Raw genomic sequence first — 25,724 nt, 5'->3', positions numbered from 1 at the left:
TCTACGCCCATTCCTCAACTACGATCGAGGGGAGCAAGATGCCGATTGTCACAATTCAGGTTACGCGAGAAGGGACGAAACCCGGCGCGGATTGCGTGACGGCCGAAGAAAAGGCGCGACTCATCAAGGGCGTGAGCCAGGTGTTGCTCGACGTGCTGAACAAGCCGCTCGAGTCCACCTTCGTTGTGATCGAGGAAGTGCCGACGGACAATTGGGGCTGGGGCGGTCTGCCTGCCCTCGAGTATCGAAAGCTCAAAGCAGCGAAATCAGCCTGACCTGCAGTCTTCCAACAACGCGTAGCTCTTCAACGAAGGAGTTTGCCATGTCGCTCGAAAAGGCGCTTTACACTGCTCACGCAACCGCAACGGGAGGCCGCGACGGCCGCGCGACGGTGCCTGAAGCCAACCTTGAATTCAAGCTCACCACGCCGAAGGAACTGGGCGGAAAAGGCGGTGACGGCGCGAATCCGGAACAACTGTTCGCCGCCGGTTACAGCGCATGCTTTATCGGTGCGATGAAATTCGTTGCCGCACGCGATAAGATCGCGATCCCCGCAGATGCGTCGATCGACAGCAGCGTCGGGATCGGGCCGATTCCGAATGGGTTCGGCATCGAAGTCGAGATGAAAATATCATTGCCGGGTATGGAGCGCGGTGCCGCTCAAGATCTGGTCAACAAGGCTCACATCGTGTGCCCGTATTCGAATGCGACGCGTAATAACATCGACGTGAAACTCACGCTCGTCTGACGCATCGATTCGTTCTTTAAATTGCTGGCCGCCGTTTAATCGCGCGGCCAGCAATACGCTATTGCGAATTTCAACGGCAATTCGCAATACGCATTCAGTCCACCAACTCCGTCACCACAGACGGGCTATGCGAGTCCATCCAGTCGTATGAATCGCTGAAATGCGCCCATGCCCAATTGCGCGGCACAGCGGCGGCTTGTGCATTCTCGCTCGACACTGCTTCGATGCGCGTGCGTACGCCTGCGCCGCTATGGTCGTCGATATTCCGGAAGTTAAAAGATTCGCGCTTCATTGTCTGATCCTCGGTAGAGCCTGTCGCGACGTCGATTGTGAAACGTCGGCCTATGAACGTAGGGTAAACCTCCTGACGCAATCATCAACCGGGCTGCGCAGAATTCACAGTTTTCAAATCGGGAACAATGCGTGCTATCGCGTCGATTGACTGCATCGTCAAACATCAGATCAAAGCGCACAAATGAAAACAGCCCTTGTAAAAAGGGCTGTCTGGCTTGGGTTGAAGCGTGTTACTTCGCGGTCGGCATCGCGAATTCGGCGCCCTTCTCGATGCTCTCCGACCAGCGCTGCATGATCGACTTCTGCTTCGTATAGAAACGCACGCCTTCTTCACCGTATGCATGCGTGTCGCCGAACAGGCTGCGCTTCCAGCCGCCGAAGCCATGCCACGCCATCGGCACCGGAATCGGCACGTTGATACCGACCATGCCGACTTCGATACGGCGGCCGAATTCGCGCGCAACATGGCCATCGCTCGTGAAGCACGCCACGCCGTTACCGAATTCGTGCGCGTTGATCAGTTCGACGGCTTCCGTGAAGTCCTTCACGCGCACGCAAGCAAGCACCGGCCCGAAAATCTCTTCCTTGTAGATGCGCATTTCCGGCGTCACGTTGTCGAACAGCGTACCGCCCGTAAAGAAGCCGTCTTCATGACCGGCAACCTTCAGACCGCGGCCATCGACGACCAGCGTCGCGCCTTCCTTCACGCCCTCGGCGATATACCCTTCGATACGCTCCAGCGCCTGCCGCGTGACGATCGGGCCCATTTCCGCGTCCGGCTCCATGCCGTTCTTCACGATCAGGCTGCGGGCGCGCTCGGCGAGCCGCGGCACGATCTTGTCGGCCACGTCGCCAACCAGCAGCGCAACCGAGATCGCCATGCAACGCTCGCCTGCCGAACCGTAGCCAGCGCCGATCAGCGCATCGACTGCCTTGTCGAGATCGGCGTCGGGCATCACCACCATATGGTTCTTCGCGCCGCCCAGTGCCTGCACGCGCTTGCCGTGCTTCGCGCCCGTTTCGTAGATGTAGTTCGCAATCGGCGTCGAGCCGACGAAGCTCACAGCCTTCACGTCCCGATGCGTGAGCAATGCATCGACGACGACCTTGTCGCCCTGTACGACATTGAAGACGCCGTCGGGCAAGCCTGCCTCTTTCAGCAGTCCGGCCATGAACAGCGCCGCCGACGGATCACGCTCGCTCGGCTTGAGAATGAACGTATTGCCGGCCGCGATCGCGACGGGGAACATCCAGCACGGCACCATGCACGGAAAGTTGAACGGCGTGATGCCCGCGACGACGCCCAGCGGTTGACGCATCGTCCAGTTGTCGATACCCGTCGAAACCTGTTCCGTGTAGTCGCCCTTGAGCAGTTGCGGAATGCCGCACGCAAATTCGATCACGTCGATGCCCCGCGCAACTTCGCCTTGGGCATCGGAAAACACCTTGCCGTGCTCGGCCGTGATGATCGCCGCGAGTTCGTTGTGGTGGCGGTTCATCAGTTCGAGAAAACGCAGCATGACGCGTGCGCGCTTGATGGGCGGCGTGTCGGCCCACTTCGGAAACGCTGCCTTCGCGCTCGCGACGGCGGCATCGACATCGGCAGCCTCGCCGAGCAGCAGCTTGCGGGCCCTGGCACCCGTGGCAGGATTGAAGACGGCCTGGCTACGGCTTCCCGTTCCGCTGACGCGCTCCCCGTGAATGAAATGTCCCACGTCTGCGCTGTCGGTATAGGCTTGCATGTCTCGGCTCCTTCGTGATTGGCTTGAGACGCAGTGTAGGAAGGTGCGGACGCGCTGGAAAGAGGCTAACATTGAAATCAATGTTTGCCACCGTGAACAATGAGTGTATGGATACGCAAAATATCGAAGAACTCTGGACGCATCTGCACTGGCTCACCATGCTCGCCGAACAGGGAACGTACACGGCGGCCGCCGCGCGCCTCGGCGTCAGCAAAGCGGCAATGAGCCAGCGCATCTCCGAACTGGAGCGCGCCGCGGGGATTTCGCTGGTGCAGCGCACGACGCGCAGCGTCCGGCTGACGGAAGCCGGCCAGCAGCTCGTCGACAGCACGCGCGGTCAATATGCGCAGATCGCCGCCAGCTTTGCGCAAGTCCGCGAGCTGTCGGGCGTGCCGCGCGGGCTCGTGCGCGTGACGGCGCCTGTGGCGTTCGCGCGGCAGCAACTGGTGCCGAAGGTGCCCGAGTTTCTGGTGGCCAATCCCGAGGTTCGGGTGCAGCTGGAGGTGTCGGACAGGATCGTATCGCTTGCCACAGAAGGCTTCGATCTCGCGATCCGTCACAGCGCCGAACCGCCCGATACGCACGTCGCGTGGAAACTTTGCGACACGCATTCCGTGATCGTCGCGACGCGCGCCTATCTGCGAAAGCGCGGCACGCCGAAGTCACCGGAAGAACTCTCTTCTCACGATTGCCTTTTTTATCCGCGCTCGTCGGGCGAACCGATGTGGTCGTTCGAGCGCAAGGCGGCGCGAAAGGCAGGCACGCGTCCGGTCACCCTGCCCGTCAACGGACAGTTCTCCGCGAACAACAGTGAGACGCTGCGCGACGCGGCGCTCGAAAGCCTGGGCATTGCGCTGCTGCCGGACTTCACCGCGCAAGCCGCCGTGCAGGCGGGCAAGCTGGTCGTCGTGCTGCCGGACTGGCGCGTGACGGGTGCGTTCGCCGAGCAGCTTTATATCGTGCGGCCTTATGCGTCGCATGTGCCGCGCGCGGTCGGGCTGTTCGTCGGCTATTTGCGCGAGCGCTTTGCAAACGGATTTCCCGTTTGAATCAGCATTGATCCGCAAATAAACGATATGGGCCATTCTTTGGCCCATATCGCCCACTCAAAACATAGTGGGAAAAGTGCTGGCGGTGGAGACGCCTGCAAAACGAAACCCGCTTATCGGTACTTTCCCGCGAGCGCCGACACCTTCTCGATGTTCTGCGGCGTGATGAAGCCCGGTCCCGAACTGATGTTGCGCGCCTCGTAGACAGGCTTCAGTCCATAGTCCTGCAGCCGCTTGATGAACTTCGGGTCCTTCTCCAGTTCATTGCGAGCCTGCGCGACGTCCGTGTTGTGATTCTTGTGCATGATCGCGAGCATCGCGACGGGAATATAGCCCTGCAAATAGGGCTGCTGGTCGGTGCAGAACTTGATCGTGCCGTCCTTGATTCCCTTGGCGACGTCAGAGTCGATATCGAAAGTTGCGAACCAGATCTTGCCCGCGAGCCCCATCTTCGTGACGGCGCGAATGGTCGGATCGGCGGAAGTGGGCCCGAGCGTCAGCACGGCCTGCGTGTTCGGATGCGCGCGCAGATAAGCGCTGACTTTCGATTCGATATCCGTCGGGTCCGTGCCCGCGTCCAGAACCGATGTTTTCATATCTGCGCCGATCGCTTCGGCGAACCCACGGCAGCGCTCGAACGACAGCGGATTCGTCGCATAGTGGTTCACGCACAGAAACGTCTTGATGCCGTCGGCCTTGGCGCGCTGCCCCGCCTCCTTGCCCGCCAGATACTCGGGCTGTCCCACATGCAGCAATGCGCCGAGATCGGCGCTCTGCTTCTCCGTGCCCGTGTTGGCCGTGACGAACGGAATGTTCTTTGCCTTCAGACGCGAGACGGAGCCCTTGAGCAGATCGAAGTCGGCGATGGTCGTCACTACGCCGTCGTAGTTGCGCGCCGCAGCCTGATTCACGAGCTGGACCATATCGGCGATATCGCCATTCGGCGGGTTGCGATAGTCGGTCTGCACGTTGAAATCTTCATCGGCCTGCTTGATGCCATTCTTGACCGTGTTCCACCATGCATCCGAATCCGGCGCATGCGTGATGAAATCGAAATGCGCTACAGGCCCCGCATTCGCATCGACATACAGGGCCATGCTCAGGACGGCTGCGGCGACGCAAAGCGCCTTCATGACGGGTAATCTCATCGCTGTCTCCATGTTTGTGGCTGCCGGCGTCTCGCGCCGGCAGTTTGCTGCGTTGCCTTGCTCGATCAGTCGGCGGCGAGGCCGATGAATACGTTGCCTTCTTCCGTTTTGACGGGATGCGTAACGAGGTTCACGCACACGGGCGCGCCCTTCGCGGCGCCCGTCGGGATGTGAAAGCGCCCCATGTGCATCGGGCACTCGATCACCTCGCCGAACACAAAGCCATCGGCGAGGCGCGCCGTTTCATGCGTGCAGAGTCCCGCCGTGGCGTAGAACCCCGTGGCCGTGTGATAGACCGCGTACAGCTTGCCTTCGTGTTCGAACTCCATCACGTCTTCTTCGTCGATGTCGTCGCAGGCGCAGACCTGATGCCATTGCAGAATGTTCATTGCGTACTCCGTTCGTGTTCAGCGTGGCTGGGCGGCGAGTGCTTCGTCGCCAGAGGGTTGCGCTTGCGCAGCGGGCGTCTTGCCCGGCACGCGCGGCGTGATCATGTATTCCGGGTCGCGCTGCTGCATGCGCAGAAACTGCAGAATCTCGCGCCAGGCGCTGAACAGTCCGTCGTAAGCAGGTGGCAGGTCCGCCTCGATCGCTTTGCGCAATTTCGGCAGCGCGTGAAACGGTACGTTCGGGAACATGTGATGCTCGACGTGATAGTTCATGTTCCAGTACAGCAACTGGAGCACGGGATTGAGCCGGATGGTTCGCGTCGAGAAGCGGTGGTCGCGTTCGTTCTCGCGCAGCCCCGTGTGCTGCGTGATGGCCAGCAGTTCATGCAGCCATGCGCCATACGCACGCGGCAAAAGAAGAAACACGACAGGCAGCCAGCTATGCGCGACGATCGCCCACGCAATCACGCCGACATAAAGCGCGAGAACGATCCGCGAATTCCGGCACATCGCGCGATATTCGATTGGCGGCACGACGGCTTTCGCGCTGCGCGACACGATGCCGAGGCTGTGCAACACGATGTTGCCGAGATGATGAATACCGTGTGAGACGCGCAGAAAATCGGTTGCGAGCTTCAGATAGTTCGGCGGCCGCTTCACGGCGATTTCGACATCGGCGGGCACGGTTGCCGTCAGATGCGTGTACGTGTGATGTTGGGCATGCGACCAGCGGCTGTAGATCTGCTCGCGCCACGTCATGAAGCAGATCAGCCAATGCACCGACGCATTCAGCCATTCGCTGCGAAACGGCGTGCGATGGCGCAGTTCGTGTTCCATCGCTTCGGCGAATGCGTAGATCGTCCCGTAGAGCAGGAACGCAGGCACGCACCACCACGTGCCGAGCGACAGCCACGCGAGCACGCCGCTGCCTGCGACCATCGCGAGAAAGCCGCCGAGGTGCAGGAGCGCGTCGCGGTCGTTGCGGCGCGTGAGTTCCTTGAGCACCTTGCGGTCGAGCGGGCATTTGTACCAGTCGTCCATCGTGATCGGTTTCGAGTTGTCTTGCTGTGCGGACATGCATGGCTCCTGATGCTGAGGCAGTGATCATCGTTGAGTGCATTAAAGACTCGTTATGAGCACCCGTCAAAGCCGTTTATGCCTCATTTTGAGTTATCAAGGGTAATCCATGACGTGGAGGGCGTGACAATTGCGGCGGCGCTAGTTGAAACCTCACACAAACGCCTCAAAATGAGTCACAATCGAACCAATGCAATCACTCGATCCGCCGCGCGGGGACCCACGATGAAAAGCAAACCGACGCTCAAGCAACTCATGGAGATCACTCAGCTCAGCCGCGCGACGATCGATCGCGCGCTGAACGACAGGCCTGGCGTCCACCCGCGCACGCGCCACGCGGTCGAGGCGGCGTTGAAGCAGCTAGGCACAGGTTCATCCGCGAGGTCAGCCGTTCGCGCGAAGCAGGCCGCCTATGATTTCCGGCTGCTCGCGCAAGCAGGTGATGCGTTCACCGACGAGTTGATCCGAACGGCAATAGCGCTCGAAGCGGAGTTCGACGCCAACGGTGTGCGGCTCGAAGTAGAGAAATGTGTCGGGGCATCCGACGAAGAAGTCGCGGCCCGCATCCAGCAGGCGACGGCGGAAGTGGACGGCATCGGCATCATCTGCACGAACACCGCGACGACGTCGTCGGCGTTGCGCGAATGCATGGCGGCGGGCAAACCCGTCGTCACGCTGATCACGGATGTTGACGCCGACGCGCGTCACACATACATTGGCGTCAACAACCGCGCGGCCGGACAGTCGGCGGCCTTTTTACTCGGACGGCATCTGCAGGCGCATGCGTCGCCCGATGTCGCCGTGATCGTCGCGACGTTTTCGTACACCTGCCACGAGGATCGCGAGATCGGCTTCCGTTCGCTATTGCGTCAACGGTTCCCGCATGTGAATCTGGTCGAGGTGATCAAGGGCGCCGATTCGGGGGCGGCGACCTACGAAGCAACCACCCGCTTCCTGAAGGCGCACGGCAAGCTCGACGGCATCTACAACGTCGCGGGCGGCAACGAGGGGCTTGCTGCCGCGCTGCGCGAGCACAATCTGACGGGCCGCACGCTCTATGTGACGCACGAGGTCAACCGGATCACGGAGCCGCTACTGCGTTCCGACGCGATCGACTATCTGCTGACGCAGGATATGCGACTCATGCTGCGCACCACCGTCGATCATCTGAAGGCCGCGCGCGAAGGCGCGGCCGTGCCTTCACAAGCCATCATTCCGATCGAGACGTACTCGCGCTATTCGCTGTATTGAATGCAGGCGCGAGACCGAGGTGCTCGAGCATGCGTCCAAACGTTTCGAGCCGCTCTTTCACATACAGGTCGACATCGACATTGCGATAATCATAGAAGCCCGTCTCATCGCGCAAGCCTTTGCGTGATGCCGCCATGTTGCCGCTGACGATCTCCGCGGGCAGGAACCGATCGCCCTTCTCCCTCGCGAGGTAATGCGACGCGTAGTAGAGAATGTCGCAGCCGCCCCAATCGATAAACTCCAGCAAGCCCAGCACAGCAAAGCGCAGGCCGAAGCCTGTCCGTATCGCCGTGTCGATATCTTCGGCGCTCGCGACGCCTTCTTCGACCATGCGCGCCGCCTCGTTCATCGCCAGTGCCTGAATGCGCGGCACGATGTAGCCCGCCGACGGCGCGCACACAACCGGTTTCTTGCCGATGCGCGTGAGCAACTCGACCACTTGCGCGACGACTGCGGCATCCGTGGTCTCGCTGCGGCTGACTTCGACCAGCGGCATCAGATGCGCCGGATTCAGCCAGTGCGCGTTCAACAGCCGCTGCGGATGCGTGACGATCCGCTGCAACTCGGTGACGAGAAAAGTCGACGTCGTCGATGCGATCACGGTGCGCGCATCGGCATGTTCACCGAGCCACGCGAACACTTCCTTCTTCGCATCGAGCACTTCGGGCACCGCTTCGAATACGATCCGCGATGTGGCCAGCACCCGTTGTGCTTCTTCGCGATCGACGATATCAACGCGTTGCATCGCCTCATCCGCCTGCTGCTGCGTGATACGCCCAAGCGCCGCTTGCACCTGCAACTGTCTCGCGATGTCAGCGAGCGCCGTTCGGGCGAACGCTTCACGCGCGGCCGGATCGCGAACCTTGAAATCGATCAGCGTCGCGCGCAAACCGGCGAATGCGAACGCGAGCGCGATGCCCTGCCCCATGCGCCCCGCGCCGACGATATGCACATGCCGCACCGGCGTCAGCATCGTGTCAGTCATGACGCGATCCCGTTCGCCAGCAACGCGGACATCTCCGCGCGCGACAACGTCGCAAGTCCGAGCCGCTCCAGCGTGCGCCCCTCGCCGTACAGATCGCGCCCGACAGCCGCGCCCGCGATGCTCAGCAGCCCCTGCGCGACGGGCGTCGGCACGCCGGCCCAGCGTCCACACGACACGATGAACGACAGTCCCAGCCGCGTGTCTTCGAGCATGTACCGATGCGTGCGCAGATCGATATGCTCGCGCCAGTCGCCGCTGTCGGTCAGCTTGCCGTGCGCGCCGCGACCGTACATCCATTCGTCGCCCTCGCTCGCATAGTGATCGGCAAGCGGAAAATGTGGCGCGCGATAACCGAGCGCTTCGCGCACCGCCATGCGTTCCGCGTCGAGCGCGTTGGTCACGCTGCGGATGGACGGCTGCGTGCCTTCGTTGTGAATGTCCCACGACGCGAAGTGTTCGAGCGGTCCCGCGTTCATCATGATGAGCGGCGGATGAATCACGGGGCCGGCGTTCATCAGCGCACCCGACAACGCGTCTTCGATCGGCTCGATGGACGGATACGCGTCCTTCAGCAGCGGCATCGCCCACCGCGCCGCAGACGCGGGAAACACGCCCGTCGGCAGACGCGTGGCGTAGGCGCTGATCACGACATCGTTCTCGCCATGCTTGCGCACCAGATAAGGCAGCGTGCCTGTTTCGGCGAACGCGACGCGGCTCGTGTTGTTCGCATCGGTCATCGCCTTCGCGAACACATAGCTGCCGAACGTGCCGGGCGGAAGATAGACGACCTGCCCGTCCGTCAGCAGCGGCGCAAGCTGCACAGCCAGCGCTTCGTGCGTGATCGCGGGCAGCGGAATCACGATGAGCTGCGCCGTGCGCGTCGCGTCGGCCAGTTCGTCGACGATGCGAATCATCCCCGCGCCGTCGCCAATGGGAACGCGCCGTTGTCCGTGAAAGTCCGTCACATGTAACGCGCCCAGTTCGCGCAGCCGCGCCGACGCCGCGCCATCGCGGCGCCACCATGTCACTTCATGGCCTTTCTCGATCATGTCGATCACGGCTGCATAGCAACCGTGGCCGCCGCCCAATACGCTGACTTTCATCGTGAGCCTCCTTGTGCAATGACATCGAGACTACGCGGCATGGAGCAGCGCGGCGCGTCAATACGCGCAACGGACATTCAAAACCGGCAACGTCGTCACCGTCGCACACAATGCTTCACATGCAATACGGGTCATTCCGTCCTTGCGCGGACAATTTGTCTCCTCCATCATCAGCGGCGGCGCAATGTACTAGCCGTCAGGCAAACCTCATGGAAATCGCGATCTCCCGCACTCATCGCAACCGGCTCGATGCTTCGCATGCGTGTGAAGACATCGAACGCGAAGTGTCGCAACTGCTGTGTCCGCACCGCATGGAAGTGGCCGGGCGAGGTCCGCTGCGCGCCGAACTGTACGGCGTCGCGCTGCATCGCGCGAGCCTGCTGGAGCTGTGCTACGGGCGCGAGACGTCGATCGAAGCGGGCGATCTCGCCGGTCAATACCTGTTTCGCTCAACGCTCGCGGGCCACTGTGAACTGCATTCGGGCAGCGAGCGCGCGTCGGTAAGCGCGGGCGGCATGAGCGTATCGTCGCCGACGCGCGCGGTACGCATTCGCACCGACCGCGATTGCCGCAACCTGCTGTTGCGCATCGATCGCGCCGCGCTTGAAGTGAAGCTCGCCGAGATGCTGCAAACCACGCTGCGCGAGCCGCTCGTATTCGATCTGGCAGTCGATCCTTCGCACACGGGCGCAGGCGTGTTCCAGGGCACGTTGCGCTATCTGTGTACGCTGTCGGGCCAGATCGATGCAAGCGCGCGAGCGAACGTGCTCGGCGCCGATCTGACCCAGTGGCTGATGACCGTGCTGCTCACGCAATTGCCGCATAGCTATTCGGACGCGCTCGTGCGTGGCGCACAGTCGCCGCTGCCCACCCATGTGCGCCGGGCGCGCGACTATATCGACGCGCATCTCGGCGATCCGTTGCCGATGACGACGCTCGCGCACGAAGCCGGCGTATCGCCGCGCACGTTGCAAAACGGCTTTCGCGATTTTCTCGATACGACGCCTGCCGCGTATATCCGCGAACGGCGTCTGGAAGCCGTGCATGCCGCGTTGCGGCGCGATCCGACGCGTGCGGTGACGGACGTGCTGATCGAATACGGCGTGAACAGCTTTGGACATTTCGCGAAGGCGTACGCGCGGCGCTACGGCTGCCTGCCATCCGCGACCGCAAGGCGCGGCGCATGAGCCGCCCCGCCTCCGCGTTGCCCGAAGCGGACGATTTTCCTGCGTCGAATGGCGAGCCCGGCCAAGGCGACGCGCTGCGCGTGCAGGACCTCGACCTCAATCTGCTCAAGACCTTTCACGCCGTCTTCATCGAGAAACACGTCGGGCGCGCGGCGTTGCGCCTCGGCGTCACACAGCCGTCGGTGAGCCATGCATTGGGCCGCTTGCGCCTGATGTTCCGCGACGCGCTGTTCGTGCGCACGGGCGGCGGTGTCGAGCCGACGCCGCGCGCGCAGCGCCTCGCCGCGTCCGTCGACAGGGCGCTTACTATCCTGCAAGACGTGCTGGACGAAGGCGCGCAGTTCTCGCCCGCGAGCGCGCGCCGCATCTTCCGGCTGCACATGAGCGACTTTGCCGAAAGCGCGTTTCTGCCCACGCTGCTGCGTGAACTCGACGAGCGTGCGCCAGGTGTCGTCATCGAAACCCAGCATGTCGATGAAGCCCAGTTCAATGTCGCGCTCGAATCCGGCCGCATCGATTTCGCGCTCGGTCATTTTCCGCACGCGTCGCCGCACTTTCATCGCAGCGAGCTGCTGCAAGAACGCTACATGCTGCTGATGCCGCGCCGCGTCGCGGACAGGCTCGGACTCGACGATGCCTTCGTGCTCGAACGCAACGTGCCGCCCGCGCTGCGTTTTATCGCCGTCACGTCGCATCCGCAAGCGATGGCGCTGCTCGAGCGACACGGCCTGACCTCGCGGATTCGCGCGGCCGTGCCCGACTTCATGGTCGTACCCGCCATCCTGCAGCGCTGCGACTATGCGCTGATCCTGCCGCGCACCGTCGCGCAGGCATTCTCGGCGCCTGGCGAAACGGCGTCTTTCGAAATCGCCGATGCGGCCACATGGTCGGTCAACGCCTACTGGCATCGGCGCTTCGACGCCGACCCCGGCCACCGCTGGCTGCGCGCGCTGTTGATGGAATTGTTCCGGATCGGCTCGCGCGAGCCGTTCGACAGTTGGCTCGCGGTGCCACCCGACGCCCAAGCCTGACCTGTCAGAACGCCGTCATCACGCCCGCGACAATCGAACTCGCGGTCGCGCCCGGCTTCGCCACCGGCACGCCGCCGCCCGCTGCACCATTGATCGTAAAGCTCGCGTGCGCGTTGTTGCGGACCATCGCCGCGCCCGTGTAAAGCACGGTGCGCTTCGACAAAGGGTAATCGAGCCGCACGCCATACGAGTCGGCGTTGCCGTCACTGTCCGCAATCTTGCGATAGTGACCATAGCTCAGTAACAGCGAAGCGCGCCCGATGGGCACCGTCGCGTTCAGCTCGTACAGGTCGTTGTGCGGGTTCGCGCTGGTGGCGGGCACCATCGACGCGACGTCGGGCCCGCCGCGATGACGCAGATAGATCAATGACGGCTTGATCACGCCGAAGTCGTACGAGATCGCGCCGAGCAGATAGTTGCCCGTTCCCGTCGGACTGCTCGCCGTCAGCGCGCCCGCGCTCGATGTGCTGAACTTCTGCTGCATGTAATCGACGTCAACCGAGAGCAGCCCGTTCCCGTAGTTCAGCCCTGCGCCGTAGGTGTCGCCGAGCGTCGACGGCTGGTTGGCCGCGCCATTCGCGCCGCGTGCTGCCATCGCGCGCAACAGAAAGCCCGCGAAGCGCGGTGACGTATAACGCAACGAATTGCTCACGCGCAGATACGACGGACCGACGAAATTGTTCGACGCGTTGCCCCACGCGAGACCCGCGCCATAACCGGGCAAGCTGTACGTGACGAACGACGTGTGCAGAATCGTATAGGTGTTGCCTGCCTGCAATCCGCCGAACGGCCCGGTCAGGCCGACCCATGCCTCACGGCCGAACAACGCGCCATTGTTGTTGATCGTGCCGTTTGCCGAATTGAAGCCGTTTTCCAGCTTGAAGATCGCAGCGTAGCCGCCGCCCAGGTCTTCCGCGCCCTTGAAGCCCCAGCTCGTCGCGAAGATATTGCCGCTGCCCATGCGGATCACGTGATTGGGTCCGAAGTTCGCGACCTCGATCGCGGTGTCGATTCGTCCGTAGAGCGTCACGCTCGATTGCGCAAATGCAGGCAGTGCCGCCAACCCCAGCAGCGATGCACACCACTTCCAGTTCGTCATGTCTTGTTTTCCCGGCATTGGTCATTTGAACCGGGCCGAGTCTAGGAAGCGCAAATTCGAGCGTCGATCAAACGCGCCGTATAACACTTATAGATTCGATGCATGAGCGCTGTCACAAGCGCATTTGCAGCACCGCGCGGCTTGTTGCGCACGGGTTTGCTGCACGTGACCTGGGAATTCCTTTAGACGCATGGGTGAACGCGCCGATATGGACGCGCCATTTGCACCTTTGTCGGCGAAATTTGTTTACGTACCCTGCTTTCCGACCAGTGCGTCCCATCGCGAAGAGACGCCTGCTCCTCATCGATACACTGGAACACTGGAGAACCGGCATGACTGCCTCATCGGGAAATAACCTCGCGGGAAACAAGCTCGCCCGCAAACGCTACACATACGAGTGGTACGTCGTCGTGATCTGCATGCTGGCGTATGTCTTTTCATTCGTCGACCGTCAGGTGCTCGCGCTGATGATCGAGCCGATCAAGCGCGATCTGCATCTCACCGACACGCAGTTCAGCCTGTTGCACGGCTTTGCGTTTTCGCTCTTCTATGCGGTGATGGGCATGCCGCTCGCGTATCTCGCCGACCGCTTTGCGCGCCCGCGCATCATTTCGATCGGCGTCGCGCTATGGAGCGTCGCAACGGCCGCCTGCGGACTCAGCCAGAACTTCCTGCACATGTTCTTTGCGCGCATGAGCGTGGGCGTCGGCGAAGCGGCGCTTTCGCCCGGAACGTATTCGATGCTTGCCGACTACTTCCCGAAAGAGAAGCTTGGCCGCGCGGTCGCCATCTATTCGCTCGGGTCGTTTATCGGCGGTGGCATTGCGTTTCTGATCGGCGGCTATGTGATCGCGCTGCTCAAGCACACGCCGACGCTCACGCTGCCCGTGCTGGGCGACATGCACGCGTGGCAGCTGACGTTCTTCATTGTCGGCCTGCCCGGTTTGCTCGTTGCGCTGATCTTCGCGTTGACGGTGCGCGATCCGCAGCGCAAGGGACTCGTGCAGGACAGCTCGGGAGAAGTGAAGCGCGTGTCGATGCCCGACGCGCTGCGCTTTATCGCCGCGCACGGCAAGACGTTCTTTTGCCACTACATCGGCTTCTCGTTCTACGCGATGACGCTGTTCTGTCTGATGAGCTGGACGCCCGCTTTCTATATCCGCCGCTTTGGCCTCACGCCAGTCGAAGCGGGCTACACGCTCGGCACCGTGCTGTTGATCGCCAACACGACGGGTGTGTTTTGCGGCGGCTGGTTCAACGACTGGCTGCTGCGCAAAGGCCGCAGCGACGCGCCGATGCGCGCGGGCTGCATCGGCGCAGTGTGCATGCTGATTCCGTCCGTCGCGTTCACGCAGGTTGGCAGCCTCGGTGGATCGCTTGCGTTGCTGGTGCTGGCGATGTTCTTCGCGTCTTTCCCGATGCCGACCTCGACGGCCGCGATGCAGACGCTCGCGCCGAATCAGATGCGCGCGCAGATCTCCGCGGTGTTTCTGCTTGTGTCGAATCTGATTGCGCTCGGTGCGGGCACGACCATCGTCGCGCTGATCACCGACAAGGTGTTCGCGTCGCCGCTCGCGGTCGGCCATTCGATGGCAATCGTGAACCTCGTCGCGTCCGGGCTCGCGGCTGTTCTGTTGTGGATCGGCTGCAAGCAGTTCCGGGCGAGTCTCGCACGCGAGGCGTCGAATCGCCGTGCGAATGAACCCGCCGCAGAACCCAGCACGGCGGACGTTGCCGCGCCTGTGCTCGGCGTGTCGGTGCGCTGAGCCGCACGCGTATCAACGGGCAATCGATGCTCGATTGCCCGCTGCTTCCCGCGTGACCGTCATCAAGACGCTGTCGCCGACTTCAACCGGAACGCCGCCACCGATTCATCGAGTTGCCGCCCCTGATCTTCGAGCGAGCGCGACGCGGCGGCCGCCTGCTCGACCAGCGCGGCGTTCTGTTGGGTGACGTCGTCCATCTGCGTGATCGCGAGGTTCACTTGCGCGATGCCGCGGCTCTGTTCTTCCGAAGCCGCCGCGATCTCGCTCATGATCGCCGTCACCTGGCCGACGGCCCGCGTCACTTCCGTCATCGTCTCGCCTGCCTCGCCCGCCAACGACGAGCCATCTCTGATGCGATCGACCGACGCGCCGATCAGTTCCTTGATCTCCTTCGCGGCACTCGACGAGCGCTGCGCGAGGCTGCGCACTTCACTCGCGACGACCGCGAAACCGCGCCCATGCTCACCGGCGCGTGCCGATTCGACCGCGGCGTTGAGCGCGAGAATATTTGTCTGGAACGCGATGCCTTCGATGATGCCCGTGATATCGGCGATCCGGTTCGAGCTCTGGCTGATGTCGGTCATCGTCGACACGACGCGTTCGACGGCCTCGTGGCTGCGGCGCGCGACGTCGGAAGCGTCGCTGGCGAGCGTGCTCGCCTGGCGCGCGCTTTCGGCGTTCTGCTTGACGGCGGCCGTCAGCTCTTCCATGCTCGCCGCCGTTTCTTCGAGCGCGGCCGCCTGCTGCTCGGTGCGCGCGGACAGATCGGCGTTGCCCGTCGATATCTCGCCCGTCGCCGTGCGCAGCAGTGCGCTACTGTCGCGGATATCGAGCAGCACGCCGTTCAGCTTCTCGACGAACGCGTTGAACTGCTCGGCGAGCACGCCGACTTCGTCGTTGCTGCCTACGGGCAAACGCCGCGTGAGGTCGCCGTCGCCCGATGCGATGTCCTGCATGCTGTTCGACAGCTGGCGCAGCGGCGCCGTCAGACGACTGCCGAGCGCCGTCGTCAGCGCGAGCGCGACCAGCAGCACGACGAGACCCACGACAATCAGCATCGCGCTCAGGCGATTGGCCGACGCCATCATCTCCGCGTGCGGAATCAGGCCGATGTATTTCCAGCCCAGTTCCGGCGACGTATAGACGACGGTGTCATACCGCGCGCCGCCGATATCGACGGACAGCGTGCCGTTCCCCATCGCCGCGAGATCGCGATAACCGTCGCCGAGATCCTTCAACGCCTTGAAGTTGTGTGCGGCGTCGTGCGGGTCCACCAGAACGGTGCCGCTGTCTTCGACGACCATCAGGTAGCCCGTTTCGCCGAAACGCACCTGGCCGATCATCTTCGCGAAGCCATCCAGCGAGATATCCATGCCGAGCACGCCGACCGGCTTGCCCTGGGCGTTCTGGATCGAGCGCACGAAGCTGATGATCACGTTGTTGTCGCCGCCCGTGTTCGCATACGCGGCCGTGCGCCGCACGCCGCCCGCTGCCTGCATGCCCTGCACGTACCATGGACGCTCGCGCGGGTCGTAGTGATCGCTCGTGAACTTGCCTTTCGGCCATTGCACGTAGCCGCCCCATTGGGTGCCGACGTAGACGTAGCGGAGATCGGGATGGCTGTCGCCGAAGCGTTGCAGCAGATGAAAGATATCCGTCTCGACGCCGCCGTTCGTGTCGGGCGTCATCTGCCCGCCGTGCGTCAGGTAGTTGGTGACCGACGTGTCCGCGGATTGCACGAGCGGCAGGTCCGACAGGAACACGACGTTGTCGTGGATGCGCTTGAAGGTCTCGCGCAGGCTGCTGTCGATCTGGCGGATCTGGCCCAGGCCCGCGTCATTGAAGTTTTCGATGGCCTGGCGGCGCACGTTGAGCGTCGCGTATAGCGTGATGGCCAGTATCGTGGCCGCGAGCGCCGCGCCGAATATGAGGCTCAGTTTGACTGCTATGGAGCGCATGCCCATGCGGGGTTCCCTGTGCGAATGAATTGATCGATCAATCGCCTATTACGGAACGGCCGCGCATATTCTGAACAGAGTGCATTTTTTATAATTGACTCGATCGGGGGGTGTTTCTTTTGTTTGCAACGGCTTTTGATTTGGGTTTTGGCTGATATTTGCGGTTTGCCTTTGCGGTTTGGCTTTGCGGCGTGGGCGGTTTGGTTTGCTTGTGTTTTCGCTGGCATCCGCGATTCGTTAGCGTGCTTCAAGCGTCGCCCCTGTGCGGGGCGGCACCTACTTTTCTTTGCCGCCGCAAAGAAACGTAGGCAAAAGAAAGCGGCTAACACCGCCAGTTTTTGTTTTTGCCTGAGGGCCCCCAAAGGGTCTTACGCTTCACACGGCAGCCTTTCTGTTCGCGTGCGTTGCCAACGCTATAAATGAGCGCCTCACCCGCTTCGAATACCCGTGCATGGGCAAGCGGCAGCGAATGGTTTGCGCCGCCCAGGTGGCAAACTGTGTGTAGGTTGTCGCGGCGTATAGCTCGGCGCTCTTACAGGGTGGAACGCATGCGCTATTGGTTCGAAGTGAGGCGTGTGTGGCACAAGGGCCGACACACAGTTTCCCACCTGGGCGGCGGTGGACTATCTGGCACGGCATGGTGAAGCGCGGGTGCGTGAAGCGGGTGAGGCGCAGTGCAAGAGCGTTGGCAACGAACATGGGTCACATGATTGCCGTGTGAAGCGTAAGACCGTTTGGGGGCCCTCAGGCAATGAGAAATGTTGGCGGTGTTAGCCGCTTTCTTTTGCCTACTTTTCTTTGCGGCGGCAAAGAAAAGTAGGTGCCGCCCCGCACAGGGGCGACGCCTGAAGCACGCTAACAAAACGCGGATGCCAGCACAAAGGCTAATACACCGAACGGCAACACGTGAAGCACGAACGCAAAGCGCGGATGCCAGCGCAAAGGTAAAGGCAAAAAGCAAAAAGCAAAGGCAAAAACCAGAAAATCGCGCCCTTGAGCGAGCCCCCCGCATGCGTGTATAACCCTTGAAACAGCGATTCGCGCATCCATGCAGCATGCATAGGCACACCACCTACGCAGCACAAGCAAATCAGCAAATCGCGCCTGCACACGTCACCGGCATCGAACGGAGCTGATCACGATGAACGCCAGCCAGGACCGACAAATCGACACCAGCGACACCGCCACCCAACTCGAGCGCCTGGCAAACGCACGCTTAAGAAAACTGATCGACGCGCACTCCAGAATCGCCGCTGCAAAACTCGACCTCGACCGCTTTCTGTCGCTCGTCACCGACTCGCTGCTCGAACTCGTGCCTGCCGCGCATGCCTCCGTAGTCGAATGGGTCGATGGCGACGAGATGGTGTATCGCGCGTGCAGCGGCACCATCGCGCATCACATCGGCTTGCGCCTCAAACGCGTCGGCAGCCTGTCGGGACTGTGCTCGCTCGAAAAGCACTTGCTGTACAGCAGCGACACATCGGACGATCCACGCGTGGATGCCGCCGCGTGCAAGCGCGTGGGCGCGACGTCGATGGTCGTCGCGCCGCTGCTCTATCAGTCCGAAGTAGCGGGCGTCGTGAAGCTGATGGCGAGCCGCACCGACGCATTTTCCGCCGACGACATCGAGACGCTCGAACGCATCACGTCGCTCGTCGCGTCAGGCATGGCGCATCAGCGCGTGTTCGCGGAGAACCGCGCGCTGATCGAGCAGAACACCATCACGATCGCCCGGCTGCGCACCGAGATCAGCCTGCGCGAAGCCGCCGACAGCAAGCTCGAAGCATCGCTGCGCCGCCGCCGTCTCGTGCTCGACACGACGCACGATGCGTTCGTGTGTACGGACGCCGACGGCGTCATCATCGAATGGAACGATGCCGCGACGCGCACCTTCGGCTATGCGCGTGACGCGGTGATGGGACGCCCAATACTCGACGCGCTGTTTCCGGCGCGCTGCAAGGCCCGCTATGCCGAACTGGACGTGTTCAAAAGCGCACCGGAACAGAGCGCGGACACGCCCTTGCATCGCAGCCGCACGGAACTGATCGCGCGGCGCATCGACGGCAACGAGTTTCCTGCTGAACTCTCCGTGTGTCCCGTGCAGTTCGACGGACATACCGAGCTCGCGTATTTCATTCGCGACGTCACCGAGCGTTTCAACGCGCGGGAACTCGACAAGCGCTTTCGCGTGCTGGTCGATGCGATCAAGGACTATGCGATCACGATGCTCGACTCGCACGGTCACATCATGACGTGGAGCGCGGGTTCCACGCAGGTGATGGGCTACATGCCGCATGAAGTGATCGGCCAGCCGGCCTCCCTCTTCTACACGCCCGAAGACATCGCGGCGGGCCGCCCGCAACGCGATCTCGAACTCGCCGCGCGCGAAGGCCGCGTCGAAATGGAAGAGTGGCGCGTGCGCAAGAACGGCACGATCTTCTGGGCGAACATCATCACGACGGCCTTGCGCGATCCGAACGGCGCGCTGCAAGGCTTCGCGAAAATCACACGCGACATGTCGCGGCGGCGGCGTCTCGAAGAACTCGAAGCGTCGAGCCAGCGCATGAGCCAGTTCCTCGCGCTGCTCGGACACGAACTGCGCAATCCGCTCGCGCCACTGCGCAACGCCGTCAGCATGCTGCAACTGAAGACGGCCGATCATCACGCGTTCGTACCCGAGCATGAACTGATCGACCGGCAGTTGTCACATCTCACACGCCTCGTCGACGACCTGCTCGACGCCGGCCGCGTCACGCTGGGACGCGTGCAGATCGAGCCGAAGCCGGTGTCGATGCAGGCCATCGCGCAACTGAGCATCGAAGGCAGCGCGCCCTTGCTCGCGGCACGCGAACAGACGCTCGATGTGGTGCTGCCCGACACGCCGATGACGATCAAAGGCGATCTCACGCGGATGGTGCAGGTCGTGCAGAACCTGCTGAACAATGCATCGAAATTCAGTCCGGCGGGTGCGTCGATCAGCTTGCAGGTGTTCCGCTCGGGCCGTCTGCTCGCGATCCGCATTCACGATTCCGGGCGCGGCATCGATCCCGATGCGATCGACGCGATCTTCAATCTGTTCGTGCAGGAAACGCCGACGGAAGAACAGGCTGACAAGAGCGGTCTCGGCATCGGGCTGACGCTTGCGCGCGCCATCGTCGATCTGCACGGCGGTCATATCGAAGCCCACAGCGAAGGTCGCGGCAAAGGCAGCGTGTTCACCGTGTGGCTGCCCGAGTTCAGTCATGCGATCGTCACCGAAGCCGTGCGCGAAGAAGCGCTTGCGCCCTCGCAGCCCGTCGATCTGAAGGTGATGGTGGTCGACGACAACGTCGATTCCGCCGACAGCATGGCGACGCTCGTGCAGGTGCTCGGCCACGAAGCGCACGCGGTGTATGACGGCGCGGCCGCCATCGAGCTGGCGCAGACGCTGCAGCCGCATCTCGTGCTACTCGATCTGTCGATGCCGAAGATGACGGGCTTCGAAGCGTTGCCGCATATCCGCAAGGCGCTTGCGGCACCGGGCGCCGTCATCGCCGCGATGACAGGGCTCGGCACCAGTGAAGACCGCGCGAAGACGGAAGCGGCGGGCTTCGATCTGCACCTGACCAAGCCCGTCGATCTGCCGGAACTGGAGAGCGTGTTGCAGATTGCGGTCACGCATGTGCGCGACTGATGTAGACGACCAGCCGCACGCTTACCGATCCTTCCGAAAACTCAAGAAGCAAATCCTGGGGACGTTAGCGAAGACAGTAACTTCATTCGAGGATCGTACGTGGATACAGTCAACCCTGAACTCATTGCGCGGCTCGTGCGGATCAATCCTGTCGTCATCGTCAATGGCGAGACGTCGCGCTCGCTGCGTTATCACGGCAAGCGCAACGTGCGCGCGCTGATGGGCTTTCTCGGCACGCATCGCGATATGCGTGCGCTCGTCTACAGTCATTCGGCAAGCGGCCGGCAGATGTGGCTCGACGTGCAGACGGGACGCGTGTCGCAGTTACCTGTTTTGCTGCCGAACTGAGCGGCGCCCGGCGGACGCTGTCCGCCGAGCGATACGCCGTCGCGTCATAAACCGCGCACGACGGCGTGCCACCGCCTCCATCCGAGTCTTAGTGGCGGCTGGCTACCGGTGCTCCTGGCGGATGCCTGGTTACGCAGGGGTGAAGACGATTGCACCCCGGTTGTCCGCTTGGGCAAACACTCTCGTGAAACGGTACGTCTGCCCGTCGATACTGAGATTATTGAGGCCTGACTGCGTCGCCACCAGTATCGCGTCCGACAGTTCACGGTGAATGGTCCCACAGCTCGCCCATTCCTCTTTCGGCGCGCTCACGTCACCGAGATACAGCCTTGCGTCTTCGACGCCCGTGCGCAGCATGATCAGGCTGAGCGCCTTATCGAGCGCACGCTCGAGATATTCAGACAACGTCGATAGTGCTTCCACGTCTGGCGGGAGTTTGGCGGAGTTCGTAGTCATTTTTTGCCCCATTGCTTTAGCGTGGTTGCGCTTTTACAGCATACAGCCCTCGTTCTCCCCTGCACAGTCCACGCAGTGATGCGAAAGATACCGGCATCCGCCTCTGAGCGCCTGAATCGAGTCTACTGAGGCAGCAAACGCCCCATCGAGGTGCGCTTTTCTGATGCATGCATACGCGGGACACCCTCGGCCAGCACGCTGGACTCTCACTTTCTACCCACCTTGTAGAAAACGATTAACTACCGGAACATCAATCTGCCCCCCACAGAAAACGCCATCCCGCCGTATATCCCGGAAAACACGTACTAGCCAAGCAGCAACAAACCGCCTATTCTTGGAAAAACGTTTTCCCAACGTGACGGAAAAATGCCCGCGCCGCCGCCCAGCGCGCGACGCATCCCGCACCGGCGCTCGTCGCCGGCCATGAATAAAGACGCGGCGCGACGAGCGATGCCGCGAACGGAGACATACATGCAATCTGCCGTCGTCGGCGTCGTGCGATCTGCCAGCCGCTTCCGCTGGACCGTCTGCGCGCTGCTCTTCTTCGCGACCGTCATCAACTACATGGACCGGCAGATTCTCGGTCTGCTCGCCCCCGTGCTCCAGCACGAAATCGGCTGGACGCAGGTGCAGTACGGCCGCATCGTGATCGCCTTCTCCGCGTTCTATGCAATCGGCCTGCTGGGCTTCGGGCGCATCGTCGACTGGCTTGGCACGCGCATTTCCTATGCGGCCGCGATGCTGGTGTGGAGCATCGCCGCGATGCTGCACGCGGCCGTCGGCTCGGTAATGGGCTTCGCGATGGTGCGCGCGCTGCTCGGCATCGGCGAAGGCGGCAACTTCCCGTCCGCGATCAAGACCACGGCTGAATGGTTTCCGCGCCGCGAGCGCGCGCTCGCCACGGGCATCTTCAACTCGGGCGCGAACATCGGCGCGGTGTTCGCGCCTGCGATCATTCCGCCCCTTGCCGTGCTGTACGGCTGGCGCGCGGCGTTCATCATCATCGGCGCGATCGGCATCGTGTGGCTGGCCGTGTGGCTCGTCGTCTACCGTCCCGCCGATCGTAGCGACCAGGAGGAAGCGTTCGACGATACGCGCGACGACGCCGACGCGCTCGACGCCCGCAACGCAAACGCCCCCGCTCCGGGCTGGGGCCAGTTGATCCGCAAACGCGAAACGTGGGCGTTCCTGATCGGCAAGTTCCTGACCGATCCCGTCTGGTGGTTCTACCTGTTCTGGCTGCCGAAGTGGCTCAACGAGTCGCGCGGCATGGACATGCAGCACATCGGCTTGCCGCTCGTTGTCATCTATGCGATCACGACGGTCGGCAGCATCGGCGGCGGCTGGATTTCGTCGACGCTGCTGCGCAAGGGTTGGACCGTGAACGCGGCGCGCAAGACGGCGATGCTGATCTGCGCGTGCTGCGTGCTGCCCATCGCGTTCGTGTCGCAAGTGGACAATCTGTGGGTCGCCGTCGGCATCGTTGGCCTTGCAGCGGCGGCGCACCAGGGCTGGTCGGCGAATCTGTTCACGACGGCATCCGACCTGTTCCCGCGCCGCGCGCTCGGCGCCGTGGTCGGTATCGGCGGGATGGCGGGTTCGATCGGCGGCGTGCTGTTCTCCGAAGTGATCGGCCAGGTGCTGCAACGCACGGGTCACTACTGGGTGCTGTTCGCAATCGGCGCGCTCGCTTACCTCATCGCGCTCGTCGTCATGCACCTGCTGACGCCGCGCATGACGCCCGCGAAGCTCGATGCGTAATCAGGCATGCCGCGCGGCGACGCGCGGCGCGCGTGCCATCGCTGGTGGCGCGAGTCGATCTTCAGCCGCAAGCGGCCGTCGACTCGCGCACGATCAACCGCGGCTCGAACATCGAATGCTCGGCCTCTGCGTGGCCCGCGAGACCGTCGATCAGCTTCTGCATCGCCAGTTCGCCCATCTTCTCGCTTTGAATATCAACGGTAGTCAGCGCGGGCGCGGCGTACTCGCCATACGGCACGTTGTCGATGCCCGTCACGGAGACGTCGCGCGGCAGCTTGAAACCGAGCGACGCGGCCTCTTTCATGAAGCCGAGCGCGATCAGATCGTTGTAGCAGATCACCGCCTGCGGCCGCTGCGGCCCGAGCATCACGCGCGAGCAGGCCTGCTCGCCAGCTTGCGCAGTGGGCGCATGCGCGTCGTGTACGGCGAGAGTGAGGCCGGCTTCGTCGAGACATTCGCGCGCGCCGCGAATCCGCTCGTCGTTGATGCGGGCCTGGCCAAAGCCGAGATACGCGATATGCCGATGCCCGAGGTTCAGCAGATGACGCGCGAGCATGTAAGTGGCAAGCCGGTTGTCGATACCGACGCTCGGTATCGGCAGACCCGGACTGCGCCGCAACAGCACGAGCGGCTTGTTGAGTTCGAGCATCCACTGCGATTCTTCGTCGGGCATCCGCGAGTTGACGATCAAACCGTCGACACGTTGCGCCAGCGCCTCGATCAGCGAACGCTCGCGCGCCTGGTTCTCTTCGGTATCGACCAGCAGCAGCGTGTAATCGTGCTGCAGCGCGACGCGGTTCGCGCCCTTCACGACGTTCGTGAAGTGCGGATTGCTGATGTCGAGGATCGCGAGCCCGATGGTGCGCGTGCGGCCCGTGATCATCGAGCGCGCAAGCGGGTTCGAGCGATAGCCGAGCCGCTCGATCGCTTCCTTGAGCCGTGCTTCGACGGCGGGAGAGAAACGCTGCGCGCCGTTCATGTACTTGGAAACGGTCGCGACCGACACGCCCGCGTCGCCAGCGACATCGCGAATGGTTGGGGAAACTTTTTTCATCCGGAAGGTAACGTTTTCGTTTGCCGTAACCGAATTGTCGCAGAAAACGCCTGTAGTGAAACCAGTTCGCCGACCTCTCGCGGCTTGATAAATCTGGCGATTGACGCACAGCCGGCGTCGCCTTTATAGTTGGAAAACGTTTTCCTTATTTCAGGTTATTTCGAAGGATTAGCAATGAACGAGACATCTGCTGGGTCGCGCAAGCCATTCCGCCGCCTGCTGCTGACGGGCGCGAGCGGCAATCTGGGCCGCCAGCTGCGCGATGCGCTGGCCGCCTGGGCCGACATCGTGCGCGTGAGCGACATCGCCCCCATGAGCGCCGCTGCTGCGCACGAGGAAGCGAGCGTCGTCGATCTGGCGGACCGCGAGGCCGTGATGCACATGGTCGAAGGCGTCGATGCGATCGTGCATCTGGGCGGCATTTCGATCGACGCACCGTTCGACGATCTGATCGAAGCGAACATCCGCGGCACGTACAACCTGTACGAAGCCGCGCGCAAACATGGCGTGAAGCGCGTCGTGTTCGCCAGCTCGAATCATGCCATCGGCTTTCATCCCGTCACCGAAGTGCTCGACGCCGACGCGCCGCAACGTCCCGACAGCCTGTACGGCGTGACGAAGTGCTTCGGCGAATCGCTGTCGCGCTACTACTTCGACCGCTTCGGCATCGAGACCGTGTGCCTGCGCATCGGCTCGTCGTTCGAAGAACCGAAGAATCCGCGCATGCTCGTCACGTACCTGAGCTATCGCGACTTCATCGAACTGGTGCGCTGCTCGCTGTTTACGAACCGTGTCGGCCATGCCGTCGTGTATGGCGCGTCGGACAACCCCATCAAGTGGTGGGACAACACGAAGGCGAATTTTCTCGGCTTCCGTCCGCGCGACAGCTCCACGCAGTTCTCGGACCGCTTCCCCGTCACGTCGCCGACAGCCGAATACGACGACCCGGCGCAACGCTTCCAGGGCGGCATGTTCGTACTCGGCGAACCGATGGAGCGCAGCGCTTAAGCAGGCGCTTCACGCCGCATAGCGCGGCAGGAGCAGCAAAAACGCTCCACATCACGCGCGATGCAGCCCCATTGCCTGCATCGCGCGTGACGCCAGCGCATCCGCTGGCGAATTTTTTTTCGCAGCCGCAATGAATTGCCGGCACAGTTTCGCAACGTGTACCATGTGACCTAGGGCAAAACCCTTGGAGATGATCATGGACAGGCATGCAGTACATTACCGGCGCCACGTCATCATCCCACTTGCGTCCGTGGGCACTCGCGGATACGCGGCCAGCGTGTTCGTCACCGGCCCGAACGGACGGCGTAAAGCCTTTGGCATCCTCGGCTACTTTTCTTCCGAGGAAGAGGCGATCGAGTACGCGACGTCGTGCGCAAAAGCCCGCATCGAAGGCAATCGGATGCCGGGTCTGCCACGCAAGCTCAGCGCTGTCAGGCACTGGTTTCTGCGTCATGGCATGCGCCGCCCACAGGGACTGTTCGCACCCAATCCCTGGGAATGATCAGACGTTAGTTGTGCATTCAACGCGCCGTCAGTAGCGCGCGTTCTCGACACGCAAACTAAACCGAAGCGTTCGATAATCGGAGAAGCTTCGAC

The 25,724-nt window shown here is 62.4% G+C and carries 23 protein-coding genes; 12 read left to right on the top strand and 11 right to left on the bottom strand.

Annotated elements, in window-relative coordinates; all coding sequences use genetic code 11:
• The first annotated feature begins 38 nt into the window (after window positions 1-38).
• Together BLT65_RS23670 and BLT65_RS23665 are read left to right on the top strand one after the other, a co-directional pair.
• Window positions 39-275, top strand: a complete 237-nt coding sequence (locus tag BLT65_RS23670; RefSeq protein WP_007579054.1) for a tautomerase family protein — start codon at window positions 39-41, stop codon at window positions 273-275.
• A gap of 47 nt (window positions 276-322) precedes the next feature.
• A complete protein-coding gene (locus tag BLT65_RS23665) occupies window positions 323-748 on the top strand; it encodes an organic hydroperoxide resistance protein (protein ID WP_042315392.1) in 426 nt (141 codons plus the stop codon).
• A gap of 94 nt (window positions 749-842) precedes the next feature.
• On the opposite strand, the gene BLT65_RS23660 is transcribed toward BLT65_RS23665, so the two are convergent.
• Window positions 843-1,040 (bottom strand): hypothetical protein, encoded by a 198-nt coding sequence (locus tag BLT65_RS23660; RefSeq protein WP_091781590.1) that lies wholly within the window; start codon window positions 1,038-1,040, stop codon window positions 843-845.
• Window positions 1,041-1,272: 232 nt separating this feature from the next.
• Window positions 1,273-2,784, bottom strand: a complete 1,512-nt coding sequence (locus tag BLT65_RS23655; RefSeq protein ID WP_091781587.1) for a CoA-acylating methylmalonate-semialdehyde dehydrogenase — start codon at window positions 2,782-2,784, stop codon at window positions 1,273-1,275.
• A gap of 107 nt (window positions 2,785-2,891) precedes the next feature.
• Between BLT65_RS23655 and BLT65_RS23650 the strand changes: the two genes are divergently transcribed.
• Window positions 2,892-3,833 (top strand): LysR family transcriptional regulator, encoded by a 942-nt coding sequence (locus BLT65_RS23650; protein ID WP_042315388.1) that lies wholly within the window; start codon window positions 2,892-2,894, stop codon window positions 3,831-3,833.
• A 113-nt stretch (window positions 3,834-3,946) separates the two neighbouring features.
• Here BLT65_RS23650 and BLT65_RS23645 read toward each other — a convergent pair whose 3' ends face one another.
• From BLT65_RS23645 to BLT65_RS23635, 3 genes are all read right to left on the bottom strand, one after another.
• Complete coding sequence (locus tag BLT65_RS23645; protein WP_091781584.1) at window positions 3,947-4,981, bottom strand: sugar ABC transporter substrate-binding protein; 1,035 nt, start codon at window positions 4,979-4,981, stop codon at window positions 3,947-3,949.
• Between the two features lie 65 nt (window positions 4,982-5,046).
• Complete coding sequence (locus BLT65_RS23640; protein WP_042315386.1) at window positions 5,047-5,370, bottom strand: non-heme iron oxygenase ferredoxin subunit; 324 nt, start codon at window positions 5,368-5,370, stop codon at window positions 5,047-5,049.
• Window positions 5,371-5,388: 18 nt separating this feature from the next.
• The gene (locus tag BLT65_RS23635; RefSeq protein WP_091781581.1) at window positions 5,389-6,447 is read right to left on the bottom strand and encodes a fatty acid desaturase; all 1,059 of its coding nucleotides are present in this window, start codon (window positions 6,445-6,447) and stop codon (window positions 5,389-5,391) included.
• Window positions 6,448-6,672: 225 nt separating this feature from the next.
• On the opposite strand from BLT65_RS23635, the gene BLT65_RS23630 reads away from it, so the two are divergent.
• A complete protein-coding gene (locus BLT65_RS23630; RefSeq protein ID WP_091781579.1) occupies window positions 6,673-7,698 on the top strand; it encodes a substrate-binding domain-containing protein in 1,026 nt (341 codons plus the stop codon).
• Here the strand turns inward: BLT65_RS23630 and BLT65_RS23625 are convergent.
• A complete protein-coding gene (locus BLT65_RS23625) occupies window positions 7,658-8,683 on the bottom strand; it encodes a 3-hydroxybutyryl-CoA dehydrogenase (protein ID WP_244186570.1) in 1,026 nt (341 codons plus the stop codon). The two genes, BLT65_RS23630 and BLT65_RS23625, sit on opposite strands and share 41 nt — an antisense overlap.
• Complete coding sequence (locus tag BLT65_RS23620; protein ID WP_091781577.1) at window positions 8,680-9,786, bottom strand: NAD/NADP-dependent octopine/nopaline dehydrogenase family protein; 1,107 nt, start codon at window positions 9,784-9,786, stop codon at window positions 8,680-8,682. Before BLT65_RS23620 ends, BLT65_RS23625 begins: the two co-directional genes overlap by 4 nt.
• A 209-nt stretch (window positions 9,787-9,995) precedes the next feature.
• Between BLT65_RS23620 and BLT65_RS23615 the strand changes: the two genes are divergently transcribed.
• Window positions 9,996-10,973, top strand: coding sequence for an AraC family transcriptional regulator (locus tag BLT65_RS23615; protein ID WP_091781574.1), 978 nt, complete (start codon window positions 9,996-9,998; stop codon window positions 10,971-10,973).
• Complete coding sequence (locus tag BLT65_RS23610) at window positions 10,970-12,004, top strand: LysR family transcriptional regulator (protein WP_091781571.1); 1,035 nt, start codon at window positions 10,970-10,972, stop codon at window positions 12,002-12,004. The genes BLT65_RS23615 and BLT65_RS23610 overlap by 4 nt, the downstream gene beginning before the upstream one ends.
• 4 nt (window positions 12,005-12,008) lie before the next feature.
• Here the strand turns inward: BLT65_RS23610 and BLT65_RS23605 are convergent, their stop codons facing one another.
• Complete coding sequence (locus tag BLT65_RS23605; protein WP_091781568.1) at window positions 12,009-13,103, bottom strand: porin; 1,095 nt, start codon at window positions 13,101-13,103, stop codon at window positions 12,009-12,011.
• Window positions 13,104-13,435: 332 nt separating this feature from the next.
• Between BLT65_RS23605 and BLT65_RS23600 the strand changes: the two genes are divergently transcribed.
• Window positions 13,436-14,869, top strand: a complete 1,434-nt coding sequence (locus BLT65_RS23600) for a spinster family MFS transporter (protein WP_091781565.1) — start codon at window positions 13,436-13,438, stop codon at window positions 14,867-14,869.
• A 62-nt stretch (window positions 14,870-14,931) separates the two neighbouring features.
• Here BLT65_RS23600 and BLT65_RS23595 read toward each other — a convergent pair whose 3' ends face one another.
• Complete coding sequence (locus tag BLT65_RS23595; protein WP_091781562.1) at window positions 14,932-16,833, bottom strand: methyl-accepting chemotaxis protein; 1,902 nt, start codon at window positions 16,831-16,833, stop codon at window positions 14,932-14,934.
• Window positions 16,834-17,968: 1,135 nt separating this feature from the next.
• Between BLT65_RS23595 and BLT65_RS23590 the strand changes: the two genes are divergently transcribed.
• Window positions 17,969-20,500, top strand: coding sequence for a PAS domain S-box protein (locus BLT65_RS23590; RefSeq protein WP_091781559.1), 2,532 nt, complete (start codon window positions 17,969-17,971; stop codon window positions 20,498-20,500).
• A 99-nt stretch (window positions 20,501-20,599) separates the two neighbouring features.
• Window positions 20,600-20,848, top strand: a complete 249-nt coding sequence (locus BLT65_RS23585) for a hypothetical protein (RefSeq protein ID WP_007588826.1) — start codon at window positions 20,600-20,602, stop codon at window positions 20,846-20,848.
• 129 nt (window positions 20,849-20,977) lie between these two features.
• On the opposite strand, the gene BLT65_RS23580 is transcribed toward BLT65_RS23585, so the two are convergent.
• Entirely contained in the window at window positions 20,978-21,304 is a 327-nt protein-coding gene (locus tag BLT65_RS23580) for a hypothetical protein (protein ID WP_091781755.1), read from the bottom strand.
• Between the two features lie 471 nt (window positions 21,305-21,775).
• Between BLT65_RS23580 and BLT65_RS23575 the strand changes: the two genes are divergently transcribed.
• Window positions 21,776-23,065 carry an MFS transporter gene (locus BLT65_RS23575; RefSeq protein WP_042305559.1) on the top strand — a complete coding sequence of 430 codons (1,290 nt, stop codon included), beginning with the start codon at window positions 21,776-21,778 and terminating at the stop codon, window positions 23,063-23,065.
• A 61-nt stretch (window positions 23,066-23,126) separates the two neighbouring features.
• Here BLT65_RS23575 and BLT65_RS23570 read toward each other — a convergent pair whose 3' ends face one another.
• Window positions 23,127-24,230: a LacI family DNA-binding transcriptional regulator gene (locus BLT65_RS23570; protein WP_425273142.1), complete on the bottom strand. Its 1,104-nt coding sequence runs from the start codon at window positions 24,228-24,230 to the stop codon at window positions 23,127-23,129.
• Window positions 24,231-24,293: 63 nt separating this feature from the next.
• On the opposite strand from BLT65_RS23570, the gene BLT65_RS23565 reads away from it, so the two are divergent.
• Together BLT65_RS23565 and BLT65_RS23560 are read left to right on the top strand one after the other, a co-directional pair.
• Complete coding sequence (locus BLT65_RS23565) at window positions 24,294-25,127, top strand: NAD-dependent epimerase/dehydratase family protein (RefSeq protein WP_091781556.1); 834 nt, start codon at window positions 24,294-24,296, stop codon at window positions 25,125-25,127.
• Window positions 25,128-25,323: 196 nt separating this feature from the next.
• Entirely contained in the window at window positions 25,324-25,629 is a 306-nt protein-coding gene (locus BLT65_RS23560; RefSeq protein ID WP_042305564.1) for a hypothetical protein, read from the top strand.
• The last annotated feature ends 95 nt before the right edge of the window (window positions 25,630-25,724 follow it).

The organism is Paraburkholderia steynii (assembly GCF_900100565.1).
In the GTDB taxonomy this organism is placed as follows: domain Bacteria; phylum Pseudomonadota; class Gammaproteobacteria; order Burkholderiales; family Burkholderiaceae; genus Paraburkholderia; species Paraburkholderia terrae.
The sequence above is the reverse complement of the archived record's forward strand: the minus strand, read 5'-3'. Positions and strand labels throughout refer to the sequence as shown.

Excerpts from the sequence above, each read along its gene's own strand:
- BLT65_RS23670 (WP_007579054.1), top strand. The coding sequence starts at position 39 with ATGCCGATTGTCACAATTCAGGTTACGCGAGAAGGGACGAAACCCGGC.
- BLT65_RS23665 (WP_042315392.1), top strand. The coding sequence starts at position 323 with ATGTCGCTCGAAAAGGCGCTTTACACTGCTCACGCAACCGCAACGGGA.
- BLT65_RS23660 (WP_091781590.1), bottom strand. The coding sequence starts at position 1,040 with ATGAAGCGCGAATCTTTTAACTTCCGGAATATCGACGACCATAGCGGC.
- BLT65_RS23655 (WP_091781587.1), bottom strand. The coding sequence starts at position 2,784 with ATGCAAGCCTATACCGACAGCGCAGACGTGGGACATTTCATTCACGGG.
- BLT65_RS23650 (WP_042315388.1), top strand. The coding sequence starts at position 2,892 with ATGGATACGCAAAATATCGAAGAACTCTGGACGCATCTGCACTGGCTC.
- BLT65_RS23645 (WP_091781584.1), bottom strand. The coding sequence starts at position 4,981 with ATGAGATTACCCGTCATGAAGGCGCTTTGCGTCGCCGCAGCCGTCCTG.
- BLT65_RS23640 (WP_042315386.1), bottom strand. The coding sequence starts at position 5,370 with ATGAACATTCTGCAATGGCATCAGGTCTGCGCCTGCGACGACATCGAC.
- BLT65_RS23635 (WP_091781581.1), bottom strand. The coding sequence starts at position 6,447 with ATGTCCGCACAGCAAGACAACTCGAAACCGATCACGATGGACGACTGG.
- BLT65_RS23630 (WP_091781579.1), top strand. The coding sequence starts at position 6,673 with ATGAAAAGCAAACCGACGCTCAAGCAACTCATGGAGATCACTCAGCTC.
- BLT65_RS23625 (WP_244186570.1), bottom strand. The coding sequence starts at position 8,683 with ATGACTGACACGATGCTGACGCCGGTGCGGCATGTGCATATCGTCGGC.
- BLT65_RS23620 (WP_091781577.1), bottom strand. The coding sequence starts at position 9,786 with ATGAAAGTCAGCGTATTGGGCGGCGGCCACGGTTGCTATGCAGCCGTG.
- BLT65_RS23615 (WP_091781574.1), top strand. The coding sequence starts at position 9,996 with ATGGAAATCGCGATCTCCCGCACTCATCGCAACCGGCTCGATGCTTCG.
- BLT65_RS23610 (WP_091781571.1), top strand. The coding sequence starts at position 10,970 with ATGAGCCGCCCCGCCTCCGCGTTGCCCGAAGCGGACGATTTTCCTGCG.
- BLT65_RS23605 (WP_091781568.1), bottom strand. The coding sequence starts at position 13,103 with ATGACGAACTGGAAGTGGTGTGCATCGCTGCTGGGGTTGGCGGCACTG.
- BLT65_RS23600 (WP_091781565.1), top strand. The coding sequence starts at position 13,436 with ATGACTGCCTCATCGGGAAATAACCTCGCGGGAAACAAGCTCGCCCGC.
- BLT65_RS23595 (WP_091781562.1), bottom strand. The coding sequence starts at position 16,833 with ATGGGCATGCGCTCCATAGCAGTCAAACTGAGCCTCATATTCGGCGCG.
- BLT65_RS23590 (WP_091781559.1), top strand. The coding sequence starts at position 17,969 with ATGAACGCCAGCCAGGACCGACAAATCGACACCAGCGACACCGCCACC.
- BLT65_RS23580 (WP_091781755.1), bottom strand. The coding sequence starts at position 21,304 with ATGACTACGAACTCCGCCAAACTCCCGCCAGACGTGGAAGCACTATCG.
- BLT65_RS23575 (WP_042305559.1), top strand. The coding sequence starts at position 21,776 with ATGCAATCTGCCGTCGTCGGCGTCGTGCGATCTGCCAGCCGCTTCCGC.
- BLT65_RS23565 (WP_091781556.1), top strand. The coding sequence starts at position 24,294 with ATGAACGAGACATCTGCTGGGTCGCGCAAGCCATTCCGCCGCCTGCTG.
- BLT65_RS23560 (WP_042305564.1), top strand. The coding sequence starts at position 25,324 with ATGGACAGGCATGCAGTACATTACCGGCGCCACGTCATCATCCCACTT.